The 17756-nt window shown below is 68.6% G+C and carries 18 protein-coding genes; 7 read left to right on the top strand and 11 right to left on the bottom strand.

Going from position 1 to position 17756, the window contains the following annotated elements; translation table 11 throughout:
• Positions 1 to 157: 157 nt before the first annotated feature.
• Both AB0B64_RS23130 and AB0B64_RS23125 read left to right on the top strand, forming a co-directional pair.
• A complete protein-coding gene (locus AB0B64_RS23130) occupies positions 158 to 1030 on the top strand; it encodes an alpha/beta fold hydrolase (RefSeq protein ID WP_358179509.1) in 873 nt (290 codons plus the stop codon).
• 94 nt (positions 1031 to 1124) lie between these two features.
• Positions 1125 to 1892, top strand: coding sequence for an alpha/beta fold hydrolase (locus tag AB0B64_RS23125; protein WP_357948299.1), 768 nt, complete (start codon positions 1125 to 1127; stop codon positions 1890 to 1892).
• A gap of 239 nt (positions 1893 to 2131) precedes the next feature.
• Here AB0B64_RS23125 and AB0B64_RS23120 read toward each other — a convergent pair whose 3' ends face one another.
• The 4 genes from AB0B64_RS23120 to AB0B64_RS23105 form a co-directional block, all read right to left on the bottom strand.
• Entirely contained in the window at positions 2132 to 2311 is a 180-nt protein-coding gene (locus tag AB0B64_RS23120; protein WP_357948297.1) for a hypothetical protein, read from the bottom strand.
• A 62-nt stretch (positions 2312 to 2373) separates the two neighbouring features.
• Complete coding sequence (locus AB0B64_RS23115; protein ID WP_358179507.1) at positions 2374 to 2955, bottom strand: TetR/AcrR family transcriptional regulator; 582 nt, start codon at positions 2953 to 2955, stop codon at positions 2374 to 2376.
• Positions 2956 to 2961: 6 nt separating this feature from the next.
• Entirely contained in the window at positions 2962 to 3435 is a 474-nt protein-coding gene (locus AB0B64_RS23110) for a nuclear transport factor 2 family protein (RefSeq protein WP_358179505.1), read from the bottom strand.
• Between the two features lie 87 nt (positions 3436 to 3522).
• Positions 3523 to 4191, bottom strand: a complete 669-nt coding sequence (locus tag AB0B64_RS23105; protein ID WP_358179503.1) for a class I SAM-dependent methyltransferase — start codon at positions 4189 to 4191, stop codon at positions 3523 to 3525.
• Between the two features lie 61 nt (positions 4192 to 4252).
• On the opposite strand from AB0B64_RS23105, the gene AB0B64_RS23100 reads away from it, so the two are divergent.
• Complete coding sequence (locus AB0B64_RS23100) at positions 4253 to 4891, top strand: helix-turn-helix domain-containing protein (RefSeq protein ID WP_358179501.1); 639 nt, start codon at positions 4253 to 4255, stop codon at positions 4889 to 4891.
• A gap of 511 nt (positions 4892 to 5402) precedes the next feature.
• On the opposite strand, the gene AB0B64_RS23095 is transcribed toward AB0B64_RS23100, so the two are convergent.
• Entirely contained in the window at positions 5403 to 6524 is a 1122-nt protein-coding gene (locus AB0B64_RS23095) for a GuaB3 family IMP dehydrogenase-related protein (RefSeq protein WP_357948283.1), read from the bottom strand.
• Positions 6525 to 6527: 3 nt separating this feature from the next.
• Positions 6528 to 8009 (bottom strand): IMP dehydrogenase, encoded by a 1482-nt coding sequence (gene guaB / locus AB0B64_RS23090; RefSeq protein WP_357948280.1) that lies wholly within the window; start codon positions 8007 to 8009, stop codon positions 6528 to 6530.
• Positions 8010 to 8419: 410 nt separating this feature from the next.
• Here guaB and AB0B64_RS23085 point away from each other — a divergent pair, with 410 nt between their 5' ends.
• Positions 8420 to 9451, top strand: coding sequence for a LuxR C-terminal-related transcriptional regulator (locus AB0B64_RS23085; protein WP_357948278.1), 1032 nt, complete (start codon positions 8420 to 8422; stop codon positions 9449 to 9451).
• Positions 9452 to 9490: 39 nt separating this feature from the next.
• Positions 9491 to 9868 carry a DUF5319 domain-containing protein gene (locus tag AB0B64_RS23080; RefSeq protein WP_225293853.1) on the top strand — a complete coding sequence of 126 codons (378 nt, stop codon included), beginning with the start codon at positions 9491 to 9493 and terminating at the stop codon, positions 9866 to 9868.
• Here the strand turns inward: AB0B64_RS23080 and AB0B64_RS23075 are convergent.
• The 4 genes from AB0B64_RS23075 to groES all read right to left on the bottom strand — a co-directional run bounded on the left by AB0B64_RS23075 (position 9829) and on the right by groES (position 13016).
• Entirely contained in the window at positions 9829 to 9981 is a 153-nt protein-coding gene (locus AB0B64_RS23075) for a hypothetical protein (protein ID WP_357650738.1), read from the bottom strand. The two genes, AB0B64_RS23080 and AB0B64_RS23075, sit on opposite strands and share 40 nt — an antisense overlap.
• Positions 9978 to 10613: a sigma-70 family RNA polymerase sigma factor gene (locus AB0B64_RS23070; RefSeq protein ID WP_357651164.1), complete on the bottom strand. Its 636-nt coding sequence runs from the start codon at positions 10611 to 10613 to the stop codon at positions 9978 to 9980. The genes AB0B64_RS23075 and AB0B64_RS23070 overlap by 4 nt, the downstream gene beginning before the upstream one ends.
• Before the next feature lie 386 nt (positions 10614 to 10999).
• Positions 11000 to 12619: a chaperonin GroEL gene (groL, locus tag AB0B64_RS23065; protein WP_358179499.1), complete on the bottom strand. Its 1620-nt coding sequence runs from the start codon at positions 12617 to 12619 to the stop codon at positions 11000 to 11002.
• Between the two features lie 82 nt (positions 12620 to 12701).
• A complete protein-coding gene (groES, locus tag AB0B64_RS23060) occupies positions 12702 to 13016 on the bottom strand; it encodes a co-chaperone GroES (RefSeq protein WP_214633886.1) in 315 nt (104 codons plus the stop codon).
• A 405-nt stretch (positions 13017 to 13421) separates the two neighbouring features.
• On the opposite strand from groES, the gene AB0B64_RS23055 reads away from it, so the two are divergent.
• Complete coding sequence (locus AB0B64_RS23055) at positions 13422 to 14669, top strand: class I SAM-dependent methyltransferase (protein ID WP_358179497.1); 1248 nt, start codon at positions 13422 to 13424, stop codon at positions 14667 to 14669.
• A 191-nt stretch (positions 14670 to 14860) separates the two neighbouring features.
• The gene (locus AB0B64_RS23050; RefSeq protein ID WP_358179495.1) at positions 14861 to 16783 is read left to right on the top strand and encodes a hypothetical protein; all 1923 of its coding nucleotides are present in this window, start codon (positions 14861 to 14863) and stop codon (positions 16781 to 16783) included.
• 1 nt (position 16784) lies between these two features.
• Here AB0B64_RS23050 and sigJ read toward each other — a convergent pair whose 3' ends face one another.
• The gene (gene sigJ, locus AB0B64_RS23045) at positions 16785 to 17672 is read right to left on the bottom strand and encodes an RNA polymerase sigma factor SigJ (RefSeq protein ID WP_358179493.1); all 888 of its coding nucleotides are present in this window, start codon (positions 17670 to 17672) and stop codon (positions 16785 to 16787) included.
• Between the last annotated feature and the right edge of the window lie 84 nt (positions 17673 to 17756).

Raw genomic sequence — 17756 nt, 5'->3', positions numbered from 1 at the left:
CCGTGATTATTTCCCTGGGGCTCGATGACCCCGTTGTTTCGCCGACGCCGACCTGCGGTTTCCGCACCGGCAGGCTGATGTGAGCAGCGCGGCACGGCGCCGGCGGCGCCTTTTGATCGCCTCGGCTGTCCTCTTCGTCGTCGTCGGGTTGCTTCTCGTGAACGCGGAGGTGGTGACGCGGCAGAGCGCCGAGGCCAGTGGGGATCCGACCCTGCCCCTCAATGGCGGGAACATCTACGTGCGCCAGGACGGCCCCGCTGATGCCCCGGCACTCGTACTGATCCACGGGCTCGCCGCGTCGACCCGCTCGTGGGACGCGCTCGTTCCGCTGCTGACCAAGTCCCATCGCGTCATCCGGATCGACCTGCTCGGGCACGGCCGGTCGGCCAAGCCGGCCGGCGGTGGCTACGGGATGCCGGAGCAGGGACTCCGGGTCGGTGAGGCAATGGACCGGCTCGGGGTCAAGCACGCCACAGTGGTCGGCCATTCCACCGGTGGCGCGGTCGCCACCGCTCTCGCTGAGCAACGCCCCGACCTGGTGACCTCGCTCGTTCTCATCGACACCGCGCCCCGTTTGGCCGCCGCCGTCTCAGCCGGCGGCGTCGGCGGGCTCTTGTACACCCCCGTCATCGGCCAACTGCTGTGGCGGCTTCGGACCGACAGCCTGATCCGCAACGCCGCGAGCACCGCGTTCAGCCGCCGCGGCTACGAGGTCCCGCAGGCGGTCGTGGACGACGCGCGCGGCATGACCTACCACGCCCTCATCGCGACAACGCAGACCGGCGATGACTATGTGAATCAGCGCGCGCTCCCCGATCGGCTGATTCCCCTCGGCAAGCCACTGCTGGTGATCTTCGGTGAGGAAGATCGGAGATGGCGATCCTCCTCCGCCGCCGAATACAGCGCCGTTCCGGGCGCGAAAGTGGAGTTGCTGGCCGGTGTTGGGCACTCGCCCATCATGGAGGATCCGCAGCGGACCGCCGCGCTTCTTCTGGCCTTCACCGCGAGCCACACCCCCCAGGCGCACTGAACGAGATGATGCGCCCATGGCGGGACCCGCCTGCGGTGCGGGTGGAGCCGTACGTGTATACCCGACAACCTTCGCCGAGGCTAAGGAGATCGCGATGCCCCACACCAGTTCAGGCATTTACTGGGAGGAACACGGCCAGGGCCCTCTGACCCTTGTCATGCTGCCAGGATTCGGCGCCTCGGCTGATCTCATGACCGGAATCGCGCGACACCTGAGCGGGTTCCGCGTCTTGATCTTCGACCTGCCCGGACATGGTCAGTCCGTACGCGCGCCGGCGGACGGGAGACTGTCCACACTGGCCGCGACCCTGCACGAAGCGATCAACGAGGCGATCAACGACGCGGGCGCCGACGCCTACTGCCTGGTCGGCTATTCCCTTGGCAGTGCGATCGCGGTGCGTATCGCGCTCGACTACCCGGATGATGTGCGTGCGCTGGTTGGCGTTGTTCCGTGGAACGCCGCGGGGACGACTGCCGGGGACGAGGTGATCGCCGGCTTCGATGCCGCCTACGGCAACGTCGAGGCCCTCACCCAAGCAGTGGCGGCAATCTCCTTGGACCCGTCGAAGACCTCGAGTCTGACGAGCAGCATGCTGACCGTCACCGAACAGATGTGGCACGGCTGGCTGGCCGGCGGTGCGCTGACGAGCCAGGCCGACGAGCTGTCTGAGATACGCATACCGACCTGCTACATACTCGGCGGAAAGGACGTCGTCGTAGATCAAGCCAAGCAGCTTGACGACGTACGGCGCATCCCCGGCAGCCGTGCGGTCCTGCTGAGCGAGCTTGGACATCTGTGTGGTCTCGAGATGCCCGACGTCGTCGCGAACGAGATCTCGTACTTCCTGGAGACGGAAATCTAGAACTGCTGCCGGCCAGCGGTCGAGAAGAGGATCAGCGTGGTGCAGCCGGGCGCCGAGCCGCCCTGAATTCTCAGGTCTTCTTCGCACCGGCCCGTGCCCTGCTGCGCGCCGCCGCTGCCACGGGGCCCACCGGTGAGGATCTCCCGTAGCGACGGCGGCAGCAGCCTGCCCTGGTCGAAGGCTCGCTGGAAGGTACTGACGTCCTTCGTGGTCGAGACGACGCCGCCGGCGCCCCTGCCTCAGCTGGCATTGAAGCGGTGTACGTCGCGCAGGGTGCCGTTGGAGCCGGGGTAGTAGCGGGAGTCCGCCGGGATCGGGCCGCCTTCGCCGTTGAGCGGCCGCGACCCAGCGGTGCCACTGCCCGCGAACTTGCCGTCCACGTACGCGCCCACGACGGCGTCCCGGCCAGGTTCCGCCATGGTCACGCTGGTGCTCGCTGTGCTCCTGCTGTTCCCGATCGGGCGTATCCCCCGGCGACAGGTCATCGAGCGGCGAGTACGTGCGCCCACGGCTCATCGATGTCGGCCAGACCCAGCACGGCGACCACGTTGTCGAGCATTCCGGCGCCGAACCAGCGCCGCACGGCGTCATCGTCGCCCAGCAGCCGCCGAACGGTGTCAACCTGCTTCGCGTAGCACCGACGCACGGCCTGCCCTACCAGCGGCTCGCCTGCGGCACAGTTCGCGTGCATGAGGAAACGCAGGATGGTCCGGTCCGCGATGAGCGCGGTGTAGGCACCGCGTGCCGCATCCAACGCGGCCTCGGACGCCGGCCCGGCCCCTCTCGACGCCGCCTCGGACGTCAGCCCGCCCCCACCCGACGCCGGCGAGTGCGCGACCAAGGTTTCGGTCATCACGACGGACACGTGGTCGACCACCGCCGCGAACAGCGCTTCCTTGTTCGAGTACAGGCGATAGAGATACGGCTGAGAGATGCCGACCCGCTCGGCCACCTCGTGCGTCGTCGTACCGTAGAAACCCTTCTGCGCGAAGCAATCCATCGCGGCGGCCACGATGGCCCGACGTCGTTCGTCGCTCTTCGTGCTGGTGCCGGCGGCGGGCATGGACCCTCAACCTCCAAACGTCACGCTGAGCTCAGGGTCGGCCGGCACGTCGTGGGGTGTGAGTGCCTCGATCGCCACCAGCGGGTTCCAGTAGTCCAGGTAGTGGGTGATGCGCGCGTCTTTATCGGTCCGGACGACAGAGACGCACCTCTGCTCGTACGGCTTGCCGGTCGGCAGCGCGGTGCCCGTCGAGCGGAATTCGGCGATCACGAGACTCGGATCGACCGTCGGGTGGAACACCAGATCGACGAACTCCACGTCAAAGGTCTCGGGAAAGTTGCTCATGTGCGCCAGCAGTGCGTCTCGCCCCGTCACCCGTTGAGGCACGCCGACCGGCGCGAACGGGAACTCGAGCACCGCGTCCGGGGCGAACAGCGTCACCCATTCGTCGGTGCGTCCTGCGGCGGTAAGGCGCAGGTGCTCGGCCACGGTGTGCTGGGCAGCGGCGCGGCGGCTGGCGTGGTCTTGGTCGGCTGTCATACCCACTCCTAGGTTAGTAATCAACCAATAACATACCAGCCGCAGCTGCCAGGTCGAGCGCTGACACAAACCCGCGACCGAAGATTGCTAGGCGTCGCGGCGCAGCGTGAACCAGAAGGTCGGCACCGAGTTGGTGCCCGGTGTGACGTCGAGTAGTTCCCAGCCGGGGAACCTGGCGCGGAGCTCGTCGGCTGTGACGCCCGCCGCCCACGACGTGACCTCGGGGATCGGATTGCCGAGCGGCTCGGGGCCGTACCCGAACATCAGCAACCGTGCTCCAGGAGCGGCGCGGTGGGTGAGCCCGGCGGCGTAGGCGTCGCGGCGGTGCAGCGGGACCCCGCAGTAGCAGCTCAGGTCGAAGAACAGGTCGAAGGGGCCCGGCACGTCGAGCTCGTCGAGGCGGGTGGCGTCTCCGTGCAGCAGCCGTACCGCCACTCCCGCCTCCGCGGCCTTCTCCCTGGCCTGGTCGACGGCGCGGTCGATCAGGTCGACGGCCGCCACCTCCCAGCCGTGCCGTGCCAGGTAGATGGCGTTGGTCCCCGTGCCGCAGCCGAGTTCGAGGGCGCGGCCGGGCGGCAGCGCGCCGTGCCCCTCCACCAGGGCGACCAGCTCGGGCGGCGTCACGCCGGTGTCCCACGGCGGCTTGCCGGTGCGGTAGTAGCCCTCCAGTGCGCGGTGGACGGACTCCTCCTCCTGGTCTCGCTGCGTTGAGGCCAGGTCCGGCTCCGGCTTCTGGATGGCGTTGGGCTGGTCCATCGTCTCCTCCAAGAATCTAGAGTTGAACTCTAGTGACATACTCTAGAGATATACTCGCAATATGGACAAAGTCAAGCGGCCGGACAAGCGAGCCGAGCGCTCACGCCGCACCCGTGAAAAGGTCGTCGAGGCGGCTCGCGAGCTGTTCGTCGCGCAGGGTTACGGGGCGACGAGCCTGCAGGAGGTCGCGGACCAGGCGGGCGTGGCCGTCCAGACGGTCTATTTCGTCTTCCGCAACAAGCGCACGCTGTTCAAGGACGTCGTCGACACATCTATCGCCGGGGATACCGAGCCGGTCGCCACCATGGATCGTGATTGGTTTCGCGCCGCGTGCGCCGAGCCCACCGCAGCCGGGCAATTGCGCGCGCACGTCCACGGCACTCGCGAGATCCTGGGCCGGGTCGCCCCGATCATGCCGCTGATCGCGGCTGCCGCGGCCACCGACCCTGAGATCGCCGCACAGTGGCCGGACGGCCCCGACCCGCGTTACACCGTGCAGTACGCAGCGGCCGAAGCCCTGGCCCGCAAGCCCGACATCCGCCCCGGCCTCTCCGTCGAGATGGCGGCGGACCTGCTGTTCGGCCTGCTCAGCCCGCAGCTCTACCTGATCTTCGTCCGCGACCGCGACTGGTCACCGGACATGTGGGAAGAGTGGGCCCGCACCGCCTTGACCTCCCAGCTCTGCGCCGACCCCGGCTAAGCGGACGGCCGTCACGATGGTCCTCCAGGCCGCAATGCCGGTGGCCAACCACCTGGCCGGCCTCCTGCGGGCCGGGTCGGACAACCTGGCCGACACCCATACCGGGCCTACGCCGACCAGATCACCCCAACCACCCAAGCCCCGGGGCCGGTAGGCCGACCACGACAAACAAGACTCCGGCCCCAGGGTCGCAGCCCTACCACCAGGTGGCTACCGACTTACCGCCTGATCAATACATCACTTCCGGGGCCGCGCCAAAGATGAGGAGTGGGGCGGCCGACTGTACCGGGTCACCACAGCGATCACCGAGACGCTACCGGCCATCCGATCATGGGTAGCTTGGGGGCCCATCAATATGCCGTGGGCGTGGCGGAGCCGCGCTGCATAAGGACGTCCGAGCGGAGCGAGGCCCTTCAGTCCTCCGGCCCGACTGGGAGCAACGTCTGCCCCCGAAGCGCGAAGCGCCCACCCGCGAAGGCCTTTGGGCCGGAAGCGGGTGGGCGCTAAATGGTCAGCGCTGGGTAGGAGCGACCACGACCTCGACGCGCTGGAACTCCTTGATGTCCGAGTAACCCGTCGAGGCCATCGTCCGCTTCAACGCCCCCATCAGGTTCATGGACCCGTCGGCCACGCTGGACGGCCCGTGCAGGATCTGCTCCAGGCTGCCCACCGTGTCGAACGCCACCCGCCGGCCCCGAGGCAGGTCCGGGTGGTGTGCCTCCGAGCCCCAGTGGAAGCCATGGCCGGGGGCCTCCGTCGCGCGGGCGAGCGGGGAGCCGACCATGACCGCGTCGGCGCCGCAGGCGATGGCCTTGGCGATGTCGCCCGAGGTGCCCATGCCGCCGTCGGCGATCACGTGGACGTAGCGGCCGCCCGATTCGTCCATGTAGTCGCGGCGGGCGGCGGCGACGTCGGAGATCGCGGTGGCCATCGGTACGGCCACGCCCAGCACGTTGCGGGTGGTGTGGGAGGCGCCGCCGCCGAAGCCGACCAGGACGCCCGCCGCGCCGGTACGCATGAGGTGCAGGGCGGCCGTGTAGGTGGCGCAGCCGCCCACGATGACCGGCACGTCGAGCTCGTAGATGAACTGCTTGAGGTTCAGCGGCTCGGCCCGGCCCGAGACGTGCTCGGCCGAGACCGTGGTGCCGCGGATGACGAAGATGTCCACGCCCGCGTCAATGACGGCCTTGTGATACTGCACCGTACGCTGCGGAGACAGGCGGACCGCCGTGGTCACGCCGGACTCCCGGATCTCCGCGATCCGGCGGCCGATCAGCTCTTCCTTGATCGGCGCCGTGTAGATCTCCTGCAGCCGCTTGGTCGCGGCCTCGGCGTCGAGCGAGGCGCACTCCTCCAGCAGCGGCGACGGGTCGTCGTAGCGGGTCCAGAGCCCTTCGAGGTCGAGGGGGGCCAGGCCGCCGAGGCGGCCGATCTCGATCGCGGTGGCGGGCGAGACCACGCTGTCCATGGGGGCGACGACCACGGGTAGTTCGAACCGGTAAGCGTCGATCTGCCAGGCGATCGAGACCTCCTCCGGGTCACGAGTGCGGCGGGAGGGTACGAGGCCGATCTCGTCGAGCGCGTAGGCCCGGCGACCGGTCTTGCCCCGGCCGATCTCCACCTGCTGAGTCATGTCTTACCTTCTGTGATAGTTCGGGGCTTCCACGGTCATCTGAATGTCGTGGGGATGGCTCTCCGTGAGTCCCGCCGCCGTGATCGGCATGAGCTCACAGTCGGTGTGCATCTGCGTGATCGTGCGGCAGCCGGCGTACCACATGCCCTGGCGCAGGCCGCCGACGAGCTGGTGGGCGACCGCCGCGACCGGTCCCCGGAAGGGGACCTGGCCTTCGATGCCCTCGGGGATGTATTTGTCCTCGCCGCCGATGTCGGCCTGCGCGTAGCGGTCCTTGCTGAACGACATGCCGCCGCGCTCGCGGTTGCGGACCGCGCCGAGCGAGCCCATCCCCCGGTACGACTTGAACTGCTTGCCGTTGATGAAGATCAGCTCACCGGGCGACTCCTCGCAGCCGGCGAGCAGCGAGCCGAGCATGACCGTGTCGGCGCCGGCGGCGATGGCCTTGACGATGTCGCCGGAGTATTGCAGACCGCCGTCGCCGATGACCGGCACGCCGGCCGGGCCGCACGCCAGCGACGCCTGGTAGATGGCGGTGACCTGCGGCGCGCCCACGCCGGCCACGACGCGGGTGGTGCAGATGGAGCCGGGGCCCACGCCGACCTTGACCGCGTCGGCGCCCGCGTCGACGAGCATCTGGGCGCCCGCCCTGGTCGCGATGTTGCCGCCGATGACGTCGACCTTGCTGTTGGCCTTGAGCTTAGCGACCATGTCGGCCAGGCCCTTGGAGTGGCCGTGCGCGACGTCGACCACGACCACGTCGACGCCCGCCTCGATCAGCGCCTTGGCCCGCAGCTCCGCGTCACCGCCGACGCCCACGGCGGCGCCGACGACCAGGCGGCCGTCCGCGTCCTTGGTGGCCAGCGGATATTGCTCGCTCTTGGTGAAGTCTTTAACCGTGATCAGACCGCGTAGCCGGCCGTCGGGATCGACCAGGGGCAGCTTCTCGATCTTGTTGTGCCGCAGCAGCTCGAACGCGCCGTCACGCGACACCCCGACCGGGGCGGTGACCAGCGGCATCGGGGTCATGACCTCACGCACCGGCCGCGACTGGTCGGTCTCGAAGCGCATGTCGCGGTTGGTCACGATGCCGACGAGCACGCCGGAGAGGTCGGTGACGGGCACCCCGGAGATCCGGTACGTCGCGCACAGCCGCTCCACGTCGGCCAGGGTGTCGTCGGGAGTGCAGGTCACCGGGTTGGTGACCATCCCGGCCTCGGACCGTTTGACCAGGTCGACCTGCTGGGCCTGCTCCTCCACCGACAGGTTGCGGTGCAGGATGCCGATGCCGCCCTGGCGGGCCATGGCGACGGCCATGCGGGCCTCGGTGACGGTGTCCATCGCGGCGGAGACCAGCGGGATCGACAGGTTGATGCCGCGCGACAGGCGCGAACCGGTGTCCGCGTCACCAGGTTGCAGGTCTGAATAGCTTGGGACGAGCAACACGTCGTCGAAGGTCAGACCCGTCTCGGTGAACTTGGACATGCTGCGGCCCCTCCTGCCGATGCTGATGAGGCAAGTCTAGGGCCTACATGCAAAACGTCCCGAGGCCGGGAGCACGATGACCCCCACGGCCCGTCGTACCCCCGGCATCCCAAAGAGCCGGAGGATGGGGCGGTCGGTGATCCGCCCCATCCTCCGGCCACCGACATCCGGGCGGAAGCGCATAAAGCGCCACCGAACCCCCCTCCGCGTCCTGATGGCAAGCGCTGCCAGCTCAAGTGGATGCCGACGCTGGGTTAAGCCTGCGTTACTCATCGGCACACCGCAATGTGAAAACGTGCAATTGCACGAAGCTGCACATGTGGCCAAGGAGTCCACGCAAGGAGCGGACAAGGACGTATCGCCGAGTTATTCTCACGACACGCCCGTGTCCCCCCTACGGAGCCCCTTATATGCGCAGCGAGTCCCACGCCCTGTCCGACCCTCTCGCGGACGCTCCCCTCGCGACGCTGGGCCTCGACCCGGCCCAGACCGCGCTTTACACGGCGGTGCTGCGCCTGCACAGGGCTACGCGTACCGAACTGGCCGAGGCCATGGACGGTCCCGTCGACAAGGTGAGCAGACAGCTCGACGATCTCGTCAGGCTCGGGGTGATCGACGAACAATCGGGCGAATACCTCGCCCGGCACCCCGCCGCCGCGCTCGGCCGGCTGATCGCCGAGCGCCTCGACCGGCTGGCCGAGGAGAGCAGGCGCATCGACTCCGCCCTCGGCTCGATCCGAGGGCTGATCCGCGACTACGACGTGGGGCACGACTACCAGAACGGCGCGTTCCGGGTTGAGATGGTGAGCGGGGCCGACGTGCTCTACGAGAGCGTGGTGGGCATGGCGGTGCAGTCCCAGTCCCCGCCGATGCACTTACTCACCGCCATTCCCGACGAGCGGACGATGGCGGACTTCGTACGGAAATTTGCCGATCCTTGGATCGATGCACAGCAGCGGAAACTCCTGAACGTCCGGGCCGTCATCCCGGTCTCCACCCTGACCCTGCCCGGCGTACGCGACCAGCTGACCAGGCTGCTGGCCACCGGCGGGACCGTACGCACGCTGGACCGGGTGCCGAGCTGGTTCATGACCGCCGGGCCCGACGCCGCCGGCCTGCCCGCGCTGTGGGGCGGCAACCTGCCCGACCACGCCTACAACTTCTACCTGGTCCGGACCCCGATCGTCGTGGGCATGCTCCGGTCGCTCTTCGAGGAGCTGTGGGGCCGGGCCGTACCCCTGCCCTGGGGTCGCCGGGGCGAGGGCGTGGTGCAGGTGCTGCGGCTCGCGGCGCAGGGCATGTGCGACGACTCGATAGCCCGCCAGCTCGGTGTCTCCGTGCGCACGGTACGGGCCAGGTTTGCCGACGCCATGGTTCAGCTTGGCGCGCAATCACGCTTTCACGCAGGTGTGGAGGCCGCCCGGCGTGGATGGCTGAGCTAATCACCACCGCGGTGGCCGCATCGGTCATATGGTGGGAAGGTGCTGGAAGACGTCCCCCGCGACCCGTTCGCGGACGACCCGAACGACCCTTCCTCAGCGATGGGCGAGCTCGACGACGCCGAACCGCTGACCGCCTCCGAGCGCGACGAGGCCATTACCGACCTGGCCGACGTCGAGGTCTTCCGCTCCTTGTTAGAGCAGCAGGGAGTGCTGGGCCTGGTGCTCGACTGCCCGGAATGCGGCGAGCAGCACTTCTTCGACTGGGAGCTGCTGCGCGGCAATCTGCGCCAGATGATCGACAAAGGCCAGCCCCAAATGCACGAGCCGGCCTTTCACCCTGACCCGGCCGACTACGTGACCTGGGAATACGCCAGAGGCTACGTCGACGGTGTCATCGACACCGAGGAGCGCCGCTGATCCACATCGTCCAGCAGCGCGGCGAGCAGCCGCGCGGCCGGATCGCGTGAATCGGGCAGCTCGCCGCGGGCCAGCACGTCGAGGAGCGCGTCAGTCTGCTCCTCCGGCGTCAAGCCGACTCCAGTTCGGCCATCTGCCGCAGCCTCGCCAGCGCTCGATGCTGGGCAACACGGACCGCACCTGGTGACATACCGAGTACATTACCGGTCTCCTCCGCCGACAGCCCCGACACCACCCGCAACAACAGCAACTCGCGCTGGTTGTCGGGGAGTCTGGCGAGCAGCCTGCGGGCGTACTCCACCTCGATGTAGCGGACCACCGTCTCCTCGGGCCCCGGTCCGTCGTCCGGCCCGTCCGGTAGATCCTGAGTCGGTACGGCCGAGCGGACCGAACTCCGCAACGCGTCGGCCACCTTGTGCGAGGCGATACCGAAGACGAAGGAGGCGAAAGGCCGTCCCATGTCGCGGTATCGCGGCAGCGCGGACAGGACCGCGATGCACACCTCCTGGGCTACGTCATCGGCAATGTGATATTGCCCTGAAACCCTGCCCAGCCTGGCGCGGCAATAGCGCACCACCATCGGACGCAACTCGCCGAGCAGGGATTCGATCGCAGTGCGATCTCCCTGTACGGCGAGGCTCGTCAGTTCCCTTAGGTCGGAGTCATCCGTCCGTGCCGGAAGTCTCGACGCGAGCCTTACCCCAATTTTGGCGTCGGCGACGCTTCCCTCGCTCACGATAGGCATGATGCCCGCACTGATCGGGCCTGTCGTCATCGTGAACGGCTACGGATTGGTCACATTGACGCGGCGATAACGCGCGGTAATCGACCGGCCACACTAAGCCTTTATTGCGGAAGAATATTTCATCCCATAACCCCAAATGTGCAGAAATTGTCAGACGCCTAGACGCTTAAGCCACACATCCGGTTTACCCGAATAAACCACTTTCCCGGTTCATCACCCTTCGCTCACCCTCTCAGCAGCTTCGACTGGATTGCCCGTATGTCATATGCCATACATGGCTTTGCGGGGGTTGGAGGCCCAGGGGCGCGCCGGAGAAAGCACACGACCCGCACCTGGAAATCAGGCGCGGGTCGGGTGAGGAAGAAACGGCCCAGTGAAAGAACGGCTCAGTGGCCGTGGCCGTGACCGTGGCCCTGACCGGCGGCGGCCGGCTCCTCCTCCGGCTTGTCGACGACGAGCGCCTCGGTGGTGAGGAGCATGCCGGCGATCGACGCGGCGTTCTGGACGGCCGAACGGGTGACCTTGACCGGGTCGATGACGCCCTGGTCGAGCAGGTTGCCGTAGTCGCCGGTGGCGGCGTTGAGGCCGTGGCCCGCCGACAGCTCCGAGACCTTGTGGGTGACCACGTAGCCCTCGAGACCGGCGTTCTCGGCGATCCAGCGCGTCGGCTCGACCAGCGAGCGGCGGACGATGGCGACACCGGTCGCCTCGTCGCCCGTCAGGCCCAGGTCGTCGAGGTCCTTGGCGACGTGGATCAGCGCGGAGCCACCGCCGGAGACGATGCCCTCCTCGATCGCGGCGCGCGTAGCGGAGATCGCGTCCTCGAGGCGGTGCTTCTTCTCCTTGAGCTCCACCTCGGTGGCGGCGCCGACGCGCAGCACGCACACACCGCCGGCCAGCTTCGCAAGGCGCTCCTGCAGCTTCTCGCGGTCCCAGTCGGAGTCAGACTGCTCGATGGCAATCTTGATCTCCTTGACCCGGTCCTCGATCGCCTGCTGGTCGCCGCCGCCGTCGACGATGGTCGTGTTGTCCTTCGTCACGACGATGCGGCGGGCGTTGCCGAGCACCTCAAGGCCGACGTTCTCGAGCTTGAGGCCGACCTCCTCGCTCACGACCTGGCCACCGGTGAGGATGGCGATGTCCTGCAGCATGGCCTTGCGGCGGTCGCCGAAGCCCGGAGCCTTGACGGCGACCGAGGTGAACGTGCCGCGGATCTTGTTGGTGACCAGGACGGCCAGGGCTTCGCCCTCGACGTCCTCGGCGACCACGAGCAGCGGCTTCTTGGTCTGCGCGATCTGCTCGAGCAGCGGCAGGAAGTCGGAGATCGAGGAGATCTTGCCCTGGGTGAGCAGGATGTAGGCGTCCTCGAGGACGGCCTCCATGCGCTCGGGGTCGGTCACCATGTACGCCGACAGGTAGCCCTTGTCGAACTGCATGCCCTCGGTGAACTCGAGCTCCATGCCCATGGCGTTGGACTCTTCGACGGTGAGAACACCGTCCTTGCCCACCTTGTCGAACGCCTCGGCGATCAGGTCGCCGATCTTGGCGTCCTGAGCGGAGATGGTCGCGACGTTCGCGATCTCCTTCTTGTCCTCGACCGGGCGCGCGCTGGCCAGCAGCTTGTCGCTGATCGCCTTGGCGGCCTTGTCGATGCCGCGCTTCAGCGACAGCGGCGAGGCGCCGGCGGCCACGTTGCGCAGGCCCTCGCGGACCATCGCCTGGGCCAGGACCGTCGCGGTGGTGGTGCCGTCACCGGCGACGTCGTTGGTCTTGGTGGCGACTTCCTTGGCGAGCTGGGCGCCGAGGTTCTCGTAGCGCTCCTCCAGCTCGATCTCACGAGCGATGGTCACGCCGTCGTTCGTGATCGTCGGAGCACCGAACTTCTTGTCGATGACGACGTTGCGGCCACGGGGGCCGAGGGTTACCTTCACGGCGTCCGCGAGGGCGTTGACGCCGCGCTCAAGCGCGCGGCGTGCGTCCTCGTCGAACGCTAGGATCTTCGCCATGCTGAAAGTCCTCTCCTAGCGTCGAAAGCCCCGGCCGCACGCGCTCAGACGAGACGCGCGCCCGGGGCCCGACGCATCCGGCTTACTTCTCGATGATCGCGAGAACGTCGCGGGCGGAGAGCACGAGGTACTCCTCGCCGCCGTACTTGACCTCAGTGCCGCCGTACTTGCTGTAGAGGACGATGTCGCCCTCAGCGACGTCGAGCGGAATACGCTTGTCGCCGTCCTCATCCCAGTTGCCCGGGCCCACCGCGAGGACCTTGCCCTCTTGCGGCTTCTCCTTGGCGGTGTCAGGAATGACCAGGCCGGAAGCGGTCGTCTGCTCGGCCTCAAGCGGCTGAACCACGATGCGGTCGCCGAGCGGCTTAACGGGAACCTTGGTGGCGGTCGTCACGATCGGACCTCCCCTTCAGATTTGAATGATCTAGAAGAGGCGACCAGCGGGGCCTGCCGTCGCGGGTGTCAGACCTGCCTCGTCGCACGTTGGCACTCTCAAGGGGAGAGTGCCAACAGGAAACATATGCAAGAGGGGCTTGACAGTCAACACGAACGCGTCTGCTCAGAGCGATAAGGCCCAAGAGCTTGCCCAAGGTTGGGGCTAAATGGGGTGACACGCACTGTTGACGCGGGGCGAACGCCTGAGCCCGCACCTCCGCGGACAGCGGACGTTCCAGCCACCGCGCACGCTCACGGCGGCCGTTCCCGCCGTCCGCCGTACGCGCACGGCGGACGTTCCGGTCCACCACCGTACGCGCACGGCCGCAGGCTGGAGTGCGGCGGGGAGGCGCTAACGTCGGGTGACGTGGATCTCGACGCCTTCACCGAGTTGCTCACCCCGCGCGGGCAGCGCGCACTCGCCGAGGCCGTCGAGGTGGTGGGCGCCGATCCGGTGGCCGCGGCGACGAGGCTGCGCAGGTCGTACGACGCCGGCCTCACTTCGGCCGCGCTCACCCAGGCGGCGCTGCGCGAGCGCGCCAAGGCCAAGTTCGGCGCCGACGCGGCACTCATGTACTTCACTCCGCACGGTCTGGAGCAGGCCACCCGAGCCGAGGCCGGCGCCCACCGGGCCCGCCGCCTGGCCGGAACCGCCGGCGGGACGCGGGTCGTGGACGTCTGCTGCGGCATCGGCGGCGACTTCCTCGCGCTGGCCCGCGCCGGTTGCGTCGTGGACGCCGTGGACCTCGACCCGCTGACCGTCGCCGTCGCCCGGGCCAACGCGGAGGCGCTCGGGCTCGCGGATCGGGTCACCGTACGCCAGGCGGACGCCGCGACGGTCTCTCCGGAGGACTACGACTGGCTGTTCGCCGACCCCGCCCGCCGGACCAGCCGCGGCAGGACGTTCGACCCCATGGCCTACTCGCCGCCGTGGCCGGTCGTGCTCGACCTGGTCGCCAGGGCTCGGCGGGCCTGCTTGAAGGTGGCTCCGGGCATCCCGTACGAGTTCATCCCGGGCGAGGCCGAAGCCGAGTGGGTGTCGTACAAGGGCGAGGTGAAGGAGGCAGCCCTTTGGACCAGCCCCGCCGAAGGGGCGGCGCGGGCCGAGGGGCCGACGCGAGGCGAGGGGCCGACGCGAGGCGAGGGGCCGACGCGAGGCGAGGGGCCGACGCGGCGGGCGACGTTGCTGCCCGGCGGCGAGACACTCGTCGCCCGCGGGGCCGAGGCGCCGACCGGCCCCGTCGGTCGCTTCGTGTACGAACCCGACGGGGCCGCGATCCGCGCGCACCTCGTCGGGGAGGTCGCCGAGATGGTCGGCGGCCGCCTCCCCGACCCGATGATCGCCTACATCACCGGCGACGAGCCGTTCGACACCCCATGGGCCGCGCGTTACGCGGTGGAAGAAGTGCTGCCGTTCTCGCTGAAGCGCCTCCGCGCTACTCTCCGCGAGCGGCAAGTCGGAAATGTCGTCATCAAGAAGCGAGCCTCGGCGGTCGACATCGAACGGCTCAGAAATGACCTGCGACTTTCGGGTGACAAATCTGCGGTAATCATACTTACCCGCATCATGGATAAGCCTTCCGCCCTGATTTGTCACCCATCCCCACCTGCATAAATGGCAAACTAGGGCATTATCGGGCCAACCCCGATCTTTTACTTCGCTCCTGACGGACCTTGATCGAGCGGCTAAGGTGAGCACGCGGGAGTCCTCCCCCTTTGGCGATTAGCCGCGTTCTCGTTTCATCTGCAAACCGGACCTATCCCACCGCTGCGCGGCAGACCGTCGGCGAGCGAAGGAGCCTTTCGGTGGATCACGCCAACCACACCACCCTTCTACAGGCAGGCGGCGATTCCGCCATCTCCGAAAGGATGCGGGACCTGCTCGCGCGTGCGTCTCAGGACCACGTCTACGAGCAGCGGACCCAGGGTGCCGTCCTCGACGAGATCCGCCAGCGCCTTGAGGGTATGGAGTGGCTGCTCAGGGAGGTCCGCGAGCGGGAGTTGGGGGGTCTGAGCGGCACGCTCGAAACGGTGAGCGGGCGACTTGACGACATCGCGGCCAAACCGCCGATGTGGGCGGAGGGCCTTGCCCAGCATGTCGAGGCGGTACGCGACCACGTCGACGCCGTCGGCGAGCAGGTGGGCACCGTTGACGCGCATGTGGAGTCGGTTCACCAGCGGGTCGCGCCGGTGGCGGAGTTGCCGGGGCTCTGGGCCGAGGTCGGCACCGTCGGCGACAACGTGGACGAGGTGCTCAAGAAGCTGCAGGCGGTCCTCGACTTCACGGAGGGCATCACCAAGCGGATGAGCGACCTGGGCGTCAGGCTGGGTCACCTCAACACGGGCATGGAGGCCGCCGCCGGCCGCTTCAGCCGCATCGACAAGTCGCTCGCCGAGCTGACCGCCCGTACGGACCGCATCGAAGGCGCGCTGCTGGAGCTGCCCGACAGCTTCGACGGCAAGCTGGCCGCCAACGCCGAGCAGCTCGACGGCAAGCTCACCGCCACCGCCGAGCAGATGACCGAACACTTGGACGGCAAGCTCGACGCGGCCACCGACCAGCTCGACGGCAGGCTCACCGCCGCCGCCCACCAGCTCGGCGGCAAGCTCACCGCGGCCACGGACCGGCTCGTCGCCCAGGTGGACGGCACCGAGCAGCGCCTCTCCGTACGTCTGGGCGAGACCGAGGACCTACTGACCGACCTGGACCAGCGGCTCACCGGCCGCCTGGACAGGACCGAGCAGAGCCTGACCACGCACCTCGACCGGGCCGAAAAGGGCCTCACCGCCCGTCTGGGCGAGTCCGAGCAGGGCCTGGCCGACCGCCTCGACGAGGCCGAGCAGGCGCTGACCGCCCGGCTCCACGAAACTGGGCAGACCCTGACCGAACTCCTCGACGACACCCAGCAGAGCGCGGCAAGCCGCCTCGACCAGACCGAGCAGCGCCTGGCGGGCCGCCTCGACGAGAGCGAGCAGCGCGTGGCCGGGCGCCTCGACGGCGTCGACGGCAAGCTCCTCGACGTCCACGGCGCCCTCGACAGCCGGCTCGGCGGCGTCGACGAGCACCTGACCACGGTCAACGGCCATCTGAGCACGGTAAGCGGACATCTGACCACCGTGAACGGCCACCTGTCCCGCCACGACAACCGCTTCGACACGCTCGACGGCCGCGTCGACGGCCACTTCATCCGGCTCGACGAACGCCTGGCCGCCGCCGACCGCCACCTCATCGACTCCGCCACCCGCAACGAGGGCCGCTTCAACCAGCTCGACAACGGCATGGACACGCTCGACGAACGCCTGGGCGAGGTGGAGGAGCGGGTGACCACCCGCTTCGACGGTCTCGGCACCCAGCTCAACGGCGTGGAAACCCACCTGACCGGCCTCGCCCAGCGCGCCGAGCAGGCCGGCGAGCACCTCGAAGCCGTCGACGACCGGATCGAGGCCGTCAATCAGCGCATCGGCCAGCTGCCCGCGACGCTCAGCATCGGCGAGCGGGTGGGCGAGCTCCTCGACTCCCAGACCACCCACCAGGGCGAGCGCCTGGCCGCCGCCGCGGCGGTGCTCACGGAGCTGGTCGCGGCCCGCCCCGACCGCACCGAGCTCACCCAGACGGTGACCGACATCGTCGAGCCCGCCACCACCGACCTCACCAGGCGTCTGGGCGCTCTGGAGGAGACCATGCTCGCCCTCGCCGAAGCCCTCCTCCGCCCCACGAGAAAAGACTGAGCTACCCGTCCGACACAGCCATGGCGCGCGACCCAACGCGAGCAGGTCGACGCACATGTGCAAGCTTGTCCGGGTTGACCAGCGCATACAGCCCGCCCACCCGAGTGCCCGTCTCGTCCGGTTCCACGGTCAGCGCGACCCGGACCTGACCCCCGGCCAGCAGCAGGAACGTCGGCCCAGCCGTCCAGAGGAGGTCCAGGTCCACGTACCTGGGCCCGATGCCCATGAGTACGCGGGACACCCGGTCCGAGCCGTGAATCGGGCGTAGTGAGGCGTGCACGCGGCCACCGCCGTCGTTCCACATGGTGACGTCGGGAGACAGCACCGCCAGGAGGTCGGCGAGGCTGCCGCCCGCCATCGCCGCGACGAAGCGCTCCGCCACCTCGCGCGCCACCCGGGGGTCGGCCGGGTAACGCGGGCGACGGGAGCGGACGTGTTCGCGAGCCCGGCGGGCGAGCTGGCGCGCCGCCGCCGGTGTGCGGTCGAGGATGCGGGCGATCTCGGCGTGCTCGAACCCGAACGCCTCCCGCAGCACGAACGCCGCCCGTTCCAGAGGCGACAGCGTCTCCAGTACGACCAGCAGGCCCGTGGTGACGTTCTCAGCGGCCGTCACCGGGTAGTCGGGGGTCACCAGTGGCTCGGGCAGCCACGGGCCGGTGTAGTCCTCTCTGGCGGCGCGCAGGCCGCGCAGCCGCTCCAGGGACCGCCGGACGGCGATGCGGATCAGATAGGCCCGCGGATTGCTCACTTGGGCCAGGTCGACACCGGCCCAGCGCAGCCAGGTGTCCTGCACGACGTCCTCGGCGTCGGCCACGCTGCCGAGCATGTCGTAGGCCAGCGTGAACAGCAGGCTCCGGTGCTCTCCGAACACCGCCTCAGCATCGGCCACGGCCCCCTCCAGATCTTTGGGAGACGGTTTCGGCCCACCGTAACGGGCACGTGGACCAGACACGCAGCGGGCACCTGACAGCTC

The sequence above is a fragment of the Nonomuraea sp. NPDC049129 genome (genome assembly GCF_040648495.1).
Taxonomy (GTDB): domain Bacteria; phylum Actinomycetota; class Actinomycetes; order Streptosporangiales; family Streptosporangiaceae; genus Nonomuraea.
The sequence above is the reverse complement of the archived record's forward strand: the minus strand, read 5'-3'. Positions and strand labels throughout refer to the sequence as shown.